Source organism: Hydrogenivirga sp., assembly GCF_056450045.1.
The window spans coordinates 1-6,023 of record NZ_JBWONM010000014.1; the positions used below are offsets into that span (position 1 = coordinate 1).

Here is a 6,023-nt window from a genome sequence, read left to right on the forward strand (position 1 = left end):
TCACCCGTCTGCGTTGAAAAGTTCTTCTCTGAGCTTCTGCAGTTCTTCAAACATAGCCTTTGTATTGAACCTATTTTGGTAGGTATCTATCATAAGCCTCCAGTCCCAGTAGTTGTTCTTAGCTTCAAGGAAGGATACCTTCTCAAGCCTGTCTCCTATGAAGAGAGCAAGGAAGGTTGATAGTATAGGCTCGGGCTGTTTATGATGTTGCCAGAGCATAACACCCATCAGGAAGGACTCTTCCCCGTTCCTTTCTCCAAAGCCCGCTATTCCAAGAACGTCCTTCACTTGTGTGGGGTAGAACTTTCTGAGCCCGTCCTTAAAGGGCTCAACCAGCTCAAGGAACTCCTCTTGGGATAGCCTGCGCAGTCCTGCAGGCTTCTTTCCCCCTTTCCTTTCCTCTTTCCCTCCATCGGAGGGGAACTTCACAACTCTTCCCATCACTTAGACCCGCATATGTATTTAACTCCCTTATCCGTTTTCGCCCAGTGAGGGGTTTCGGGCTCAAGCTCTATCATATCCCCCTCTCTCAGGATTATCTCCTCTCCATCAATCCCCATAACCACCTCCCCTTCAACCACCCACCTGACCTCCCTGTCTCTGTGGGTGTGGGTCGGGTAGTAGGTTCCAGCAGGGTCAGACCAGGTGTAGACAGAAAAACCCCTCTCCCTGAGTATCCTCCTGATCTCTTCCTCATCCTTTATTCCCGTTCTCTCAATCCGGACCTTCAACCTAATAAAATTATATTCCTCTACCATGATTGAGCTCTGGGACGAATTCGTTAACAGATTGAGGGGCTTCTTCAGAAAGAGAGGCTACCTTGAGGTCTCCACACCGATTCTGCTCAGATTCCCCAACCTTGACTCAAACATAGAACCCATCCCTGTTGAGCTTCGCCTTAGAGGGGAAAGGGTCAGGATGTGGCTCCAGAGCTCCCCGGAGTACTCCATGAAGAAGCTCCTGTCAAGGCACAAGAAGAGCATATTCCAGCTGACAAAGGTCTTCAGGGATGGGGAGGTCGGAAGGCTCCACAGACCGGAGTTCCACATGCTTGAATGGTACAGGGTTGGGGGAGACTACCTGTACCTTATGGATGAGATAAGGGAGCTCCTGAAGGAGCTCTTTGGTTTTGAGGAGTACGAGGAGGTCAGCGTTGAGGAGGTCTTCAGAGAGCACTTCGGCTCAGATCTCCCGGAAGACGAGGAGGGAATGAGGGAGGTGCTTACGAAGGCAGGCATCCACCATGAAGAGGAGGAAGACTGGGAGACCCTCTTTTACAGGGCTTTCATAGAGGTTGAGAGGAAACTGGGAAAGGAGAAACCCACATTCCTGAAGGACTATCCCGAAAGGCTCTGCGCTCTTGCAAGGGTGAAGAAGGGGAAGGCTGAGAGGTTTGAGCTCTTTTTCAAGGGTGTTGAGCTTGCCAACGGCTGGACCGAGGAGACGGAAATGGAGGAGGTCAGGAGGAGGCTTGAGAAGGAGGCAGAGAAGAGGGGACTACCCATTGACCAGGAGTTTATAGAAGCTCACAGGTCCATGCCTCCCTGTGCTGGCTGTTCCCTCGGGGTTGACAGGCTCTTCATGCTCTGGATAGGAAAGTCAAGCCTTGAGGATGTAGAATTATAAAACCATGAACAACTTTGAAGCCTTCCTTGAGGTTGTTCTTAGGTTCTCGGACCTCAAGTGGTCCCAGTTCAGAGACGACCTTATAGTCAAGTGCATGAAGGCTCTGCGCAGGTTCAGGGATGGAAAGTCGCTCAAGGAGGTTCTTGAGGACAGGAAGCTCTCCTCAGAGATTGAAGAGATCCTGCCTCTCCTTGAGGAGTTTTCCAGGGGCTCAACCAAAGAGGAGATAAACAGGTTGATAGACTCCCTCGGTATATTTACGAAGGCTCCCGCTCCCTGCAAGACTAAGATAATCTCCCTGATGGAGACGATGCTCGGCAGGGTGGAGGCTAAGGGTTGAAGATAGGTGAGTACCTCAGGCAGGGGAACTTCAGCGTTTCCTTTGAGTTCTTTCCTCCAAAGACATCTGAGGGTGAGAGACAGCTCTTTGAGACCATTGAGGAGCTAAAGAGACTCAAGCCGACCTTCGTATCCGTGACCTACGGGGCGGGCGGCTCAACGAGGGACAGGACGAGGAACATCGTAAAGAGGATACACGAGGAGACCGGCTTGACCGTGATGGCTCACCTCACGTGCATAGCTCACACCAGAGAGGAGCTCTACGACATCCTCAGGGACTACAAGAGCATAGGGATTGAGAACATATTAGCTCTGAGAGGGGACGTTCCCCACGACAGACCGGACTTCAGACCTCCCGAGGGAGCCTGCAGGTACGCGGTTGACCTGGTGAGGTTGATAAGGGAGAAGTTCGGAAACTACTTCTCCGTTGGGGTGGCGAGCTACCCGGAGGGTCATCCCGAGTCTCCCAATATGGCGTGGGAGATTAGGTCCTTTGGTGAGAAGGTGCGCGCAGGTGCAGACTTTTCCATAACCCAGATGTTCTTTGAGAACCACTACTACTACGAGTTCGTTGATATGTGCCAGAAGGAAGGGATAAACATACCCATAATCCCCGGCATCATGCCTATAACGAACTTCAAGCAGATAAAGAAGTTTGCGAGCATGTGCGGTGCGACCATACCCCAGTCCCTGATAGAGAGGATGGAGCCTGTTGAGGACAAGCCGGAAGAGGTTGCAAAGATAGGGGTTGAGTTTGCAATCACCCAGTGTGAGGACCTCCTCAAGAACGGGGTCCCCGGACTCCACTTTTACACCCTAAACAGGTCAAGGGCTACCCTTGAGATATACAGCTCCATAAAGGAGCTGATTCCCCTCAGGGACCTATATGCATGAGGAAGGAGGGTATCTCCTCACTCCTGAGCCAGCCAGCTCTCTCAAGCCTCTCGTCCACGTAGTCCCTGTCCTTGCCGAGCTTCTTCGCCAGGAACTCAACGAAGCCGCTCCTGTTACCCTTGTATTTCTCTATCTCCTCTTCGCTCACCTCTGGGAATACGGAGGTTATCCTCCTCTTCACATCATCCCAGGCAGCCTTGTTGTCGTATATGAGGAACTTCTTGTTTCTGACCCCCGTCTTTGTGACGAGCTCCTTCAATCTCTGGACCATCTCGGGGTCGTAGGTAACTATCGCCTCAGCCATAACGGGGTCAAGGGTGTAGTAGATACCGAAGAGCTTTCCCAGGAGCCTTCTCTTCGTCCTTATGAAGAGGGTTAGCTTGTCCCTTATCTCCTCAAGCCTTTCGTAGAGTAGCTCCCAGTAGTTGAGCATCTCAAGCTCAAGACCACCGAGGTATCTCACGTGGGCTGTCAGCGCGCTGATGCTAAAGCTCTTCTTCTCAACTTGCTTCTTTTTCTTCTTTTCCTTTTCCGGGCGTGTCTCACCGTAATCCACGTGGGCGTCGGTGTGGATGGGCGGGACTATGTGGTAGCTTTCGGACTCCCAGCCAGCCTTCCTCAGTATCTGCTCTGCTCCGCTCTCATCTATGTTGTACCTCTCAATCAGGAGCTTCTTGAGTCCCTCCCTGTCCTTCCTGTACCTGTCAATCTCCTCATCAGAGAGGTCAACGTCAACGTAAACGAGCTTCTCCTCCCCGCTTTCGTCCCGTATGATGATGTTCTTTCTTCCCTTGAGGTTGCGCTTTATGAATTCCCAGTCCATGTCGGTCATTATGGGTTCTGGGTGCCATCTCTTGTCCATCTCGCTCTCGAGCTCAAGGTAGGGAACGGTCTCGTACCAGGTCGCCTTTGTAAGCTTTTCCTCAATCAGCTCAATGGGTTCTCCAAGCCTTTCATGGACGTAGTCTATGAACTCCTTTCTCTTGAACTTGAAGCTGTCGATCTCGTCAAAGGTCAGGTCGGGGAAGAATATCTTGAGCTTGTATCGGATGTAGTCCCAGTTTCCAAAAAGGTTCTGGGGCTCCAGGACCTCCTCAAGGTAAGAGTGTCTCTTCATGAAGTCAAAGTAGTAGGAGATGTACTGCCTTACCCTCGGGTCGGTGTTTATGAGAGCCTCCATGAACTTGGGATCAAAGTGCTTTATCATGGCGAGCAGTCTTGCAATGTTAACCTTCTTTATGTTGTGAAGGTGGCACAGCTCAATGGCGTAGTCCTTAGGAATCTGGTCGTTTATCTTGCAGTACTCGTTCATGACGTCCATCTCTCGCTTGAGGAGTTCCCTCAGAAGGACGAGCTTCTCTGTGGAGGAGAGCTTCTCTTTTAGCAGGAGCGTCTCAAATACTCCCATGACACACCTCCCTTTTTTTTCTTTGTCAGTACTTATAATTTCTATCTCCTTTCGCTTCCAGCACTGACAAGCCTCAGGGTCTCGGCGAGGACAGAGCGTGGGTCTATATCAAGGCACCTGTAATCACCGAACCTGCACTTCCCTTTACCATGTATGTCACAGGGCTGACACTCAAGTCCTTTCAGGATAACCTTTCCCTCCTCGGGGTAGAGGGAAAAGCCGAGGGTAGGGTGGGTCCCACCGTATATCTGAACCGCCTTTGTCTTTACGGCTCTCGCGCAGTGAAGAAGTCCGGAGTCGTTTCCTATAAAGACCTTTGAGAGCTTTATAACACCGAGCACGTCCGGAAGGGAGAGCCTCCCGCACAGGTTTATACCCTCCACATCACCCAGCTCTCTCCTGTCCTTCTCATCGCCGAGCCAGACCACTTCAAAACCGTTTTCCCTCAGGGCTAAGGATAGCTCCCTGAAGTAGGGATATTTCTTCTTCCTGTACTTCGCTCCCGCACCTATGGTTATGAACTCTCCCTCTGGCAGAAACTCCGAGAGCCTCTCAAGCCTTTCCTCTGAGATGATGACCTTCGGCATAGGCTCAAACCCTCTCCCCATCTCACCCAGAGCCTGGAGGTAGCTCTCTGTAACGTGGAAGCTCCTCCTGAACCTGCTCCACCTGACCGCAAGCCTCCTGCGCAGGGAATCCTTCCTGTAAGAGAGCCACCTTCCTCCCAGCTTCTTCCTCAAGAGGAGCGTCTTCAGGTTCTTGTGAAGGTCTATAAAGAGATCAAAGCCTTTTTCCTTAAGCTCTCTCAGGACGTGTTCGCTCAGGAGCTCCCCCTTCTGCACACCTATGGTTGTTACCCTCCAGTCGTCCTCAAAGAGGGTGTCGTAGGGCTTGAAGGTGAGGAGGAAGGGCTTGTAGCCAGCTTTCATAAGGGGGTCAATGACGACAGAGGTGAGAACTACGTCTCCAAGGGATGAGAGCCTTACTATAAGAGCCTTCTTCATCAACCACCGCTCACAGGCGGTATTATAGCCACCCTTTCCTTTCCCTCAAGGGGGAAGCTGTCCTCAACGTACTCCTCGTTAACCGCAAACTTCACCCTATCTATAACATCCGCAACTTCTGGATACCTCTTCTTTAAGAGCTCCCTGAGCTCTTTTACTGTGCCTCTGAAGTCTATATCCTCCTCAGACCTTCCCAGCCTTTCCCGGACAACGGAAAAGTACATAAGTCTTGGCATAGGAATAAATATAAACTAAAATCTTCTAGGGATGGGGGAGACGGGGAAAGTAGCTGACTTCCTGAAGAAGAGCGTTCTCTTTCAGAACCTGTCGGACTCTGAACTCAGGAAGATATCCTTAAACTTTGAGATCATAGACCTCCCCATGGGGGAGGTGCTTTTCTACGAAAAGGACACGAGCGACGACATGTATCTCGTTCTTGAGGGAAAGGTCAGGGCGTCCCTCTTTGATGAGCACGGGAACGAGCTCGTTCTGGCGGAACTCGGACCGGGGGAGTTTCTCGGTGAGATGAGCATGATAGACCAGCTCCCCAGGTCAGCAACCGTTTTGGCTCAGGAGAACACAAAGCTCGCAGTCCTCAGGAGGGATGTCTTCTTGAGGATACTGAGGGAAAACCCGGACATAGCGATAAACGTCATAAAGGCTCTCGTCGCAAGGCTCAGGAGAACGGACGACATGGTTGAGGCTTTAGCCTTCAGGAACGTGGAGAGCAGGATAGTGAAGTTCCTCTTGGA

At 51.3% G+C, this 6,023-nt stretch carries 9 protein-coding genes; 4 read left to right on the forward strand and 5 right to left on the reverse strand.

Going from position 1 to position 6,023, the window contains the following annotated elements; all coding sequences use genetic code 11:
• Together AC1HCM_RS00450 and AC1HCM_RS00455 are read right to left on the reverse strand one after the other, a co-directional pair.
• A complete protein-coding gene (locus tag AC1HCM_RS00450; RefSeq protein WP_479459806.1) occupies positions 1 to 441 on the reverse strand; it encodes a hypothetical protein in 441 nt (146 codons plus the stop codon).
• Positions 441 to 731, reverse strand: coding sequence for a cupin domain-containing protein (locus tag AC1HCM_RS00455; RefSeq protein WP_479459807.1), 291 nt, complete (start codon positions 729 to 731; stop codon positions 441 to 443). Before AC1HCM_RS00455 ends, AC1HCM_RS00450 begins: the two co-directional genes overlap by 1 nt.
• Positions 732 to 756: 25 nt before the next feature.
• On the opposite strand from AC1HCM_RS00455, the gene epmA reads away from it, so the two are divergent.
• Genes epmA through metF form a run of 3 tightly spaced genes read left to right on the forward strand, consistent with a single transcriptional unit; the run spans position 757 to position 2,859 of the window.
• Positions 757 to 1,626 (forward strand): elongation factor P--(R)-beta-lysine ligase, encoded by an 870-nt coding sequence (gene epmA / locus AC1HCM_RS00460; RefSeq protein WP_479459808.1) that lies wholly within the window; start codon positions 757 to 759, stop codon positions 1,624 to 1,626.
• 4 nt (positions 1,627 to 1,630) lie between these two features.
• Complete coding sequence (locus tag AC1HCM_RS00465; RefSeq protein WP_479459809.1) at positions 1,631 to 1,966, forward strand: hypothetical protein; 336 nt, start codon at positions 1,631 to 1,633, stop codon at positions 1,964 to 1,966.
• Entirely contained in the window at positions 1,963 to 2,859 is an 897-nt protein-coding gene (metF, locus tag AC1HCM_RS00470) for a methylenetetrahydrofolate reductase [NAD(P)H] (protein WP_479459810.1), read from the forward strand. The genes AC1HCM_RS00465 and metF overlap by 4 nt, the downstream gene beginning before the upstream one ends.
• On the opposite strand, the gene AC1HCM_RS00475 is transcribed toward metF, so the two are convergent.
• Genes AC1HCM_RS00475 through moaD form a run of 3 tightly spaced genes read right to left on the reverse strand, consistent with a single transcriptional unit; the run spans position 2,840 to position 5,507 of the window.
• The gene (locus tag AC1HCM_RS00475) at positions 2,840 to 4,267 is read right to left on the reverse strand and encodes a hypothetical protein (protein ID WP_479459811.1); all 1,428 of its coding nucleotides are present in this window, start codon (positions 4,265 to 4,267) and stop codon (positions 2,840 to 2,842) included. The two genes, metF and AC1HCM_RS00475, sit on opposite strands and share 20 nt — an antisense overlap.
• Before the next feature lie 41 nt (positions 4,268 to 4,308).
• Positions 4,309 to 5,271 (reverse strand): glycosyltransferase family 9 protein, encoded by a 963-nt coding sequence (locus AC1HCM_RS00480; RefSeq protein WP_479459812.1) that lies wholly within the window; start codon positions 5,269 to 5,271, stop codon positions 4,309 to 4,311.
• The gene (moaD, locus tag AC1HCM_RS00485) at positions 5,271 to 5,507 is read right to left on the reverse strand and encodes a molybdopterin converting factor subunit 1 (protein ID WP_479459813.1); all 237 of its coding nucleotides are present in this window, start codon (positions 5,505 to 5,507) and stop codon (positions 5,271 to 5,273) included. Before moaD ends, AC1HCM_RS00480 begins: the two co-directional genes overlap by 1 nt.
• Positions 5,508 to 5,538: 31 nt before the next feature.
• Here moaD and AC1HCM_RS00490 point away from each other — a divergent pair.
• On the forward strand, positions 5,539 to 6,023 hold a 485-nt coding region (locus AC1HCM_RS00490), incomplete at its 3' end, for a Crp/Fnr family transcriptional regulator (protein ID WP_479459814.1).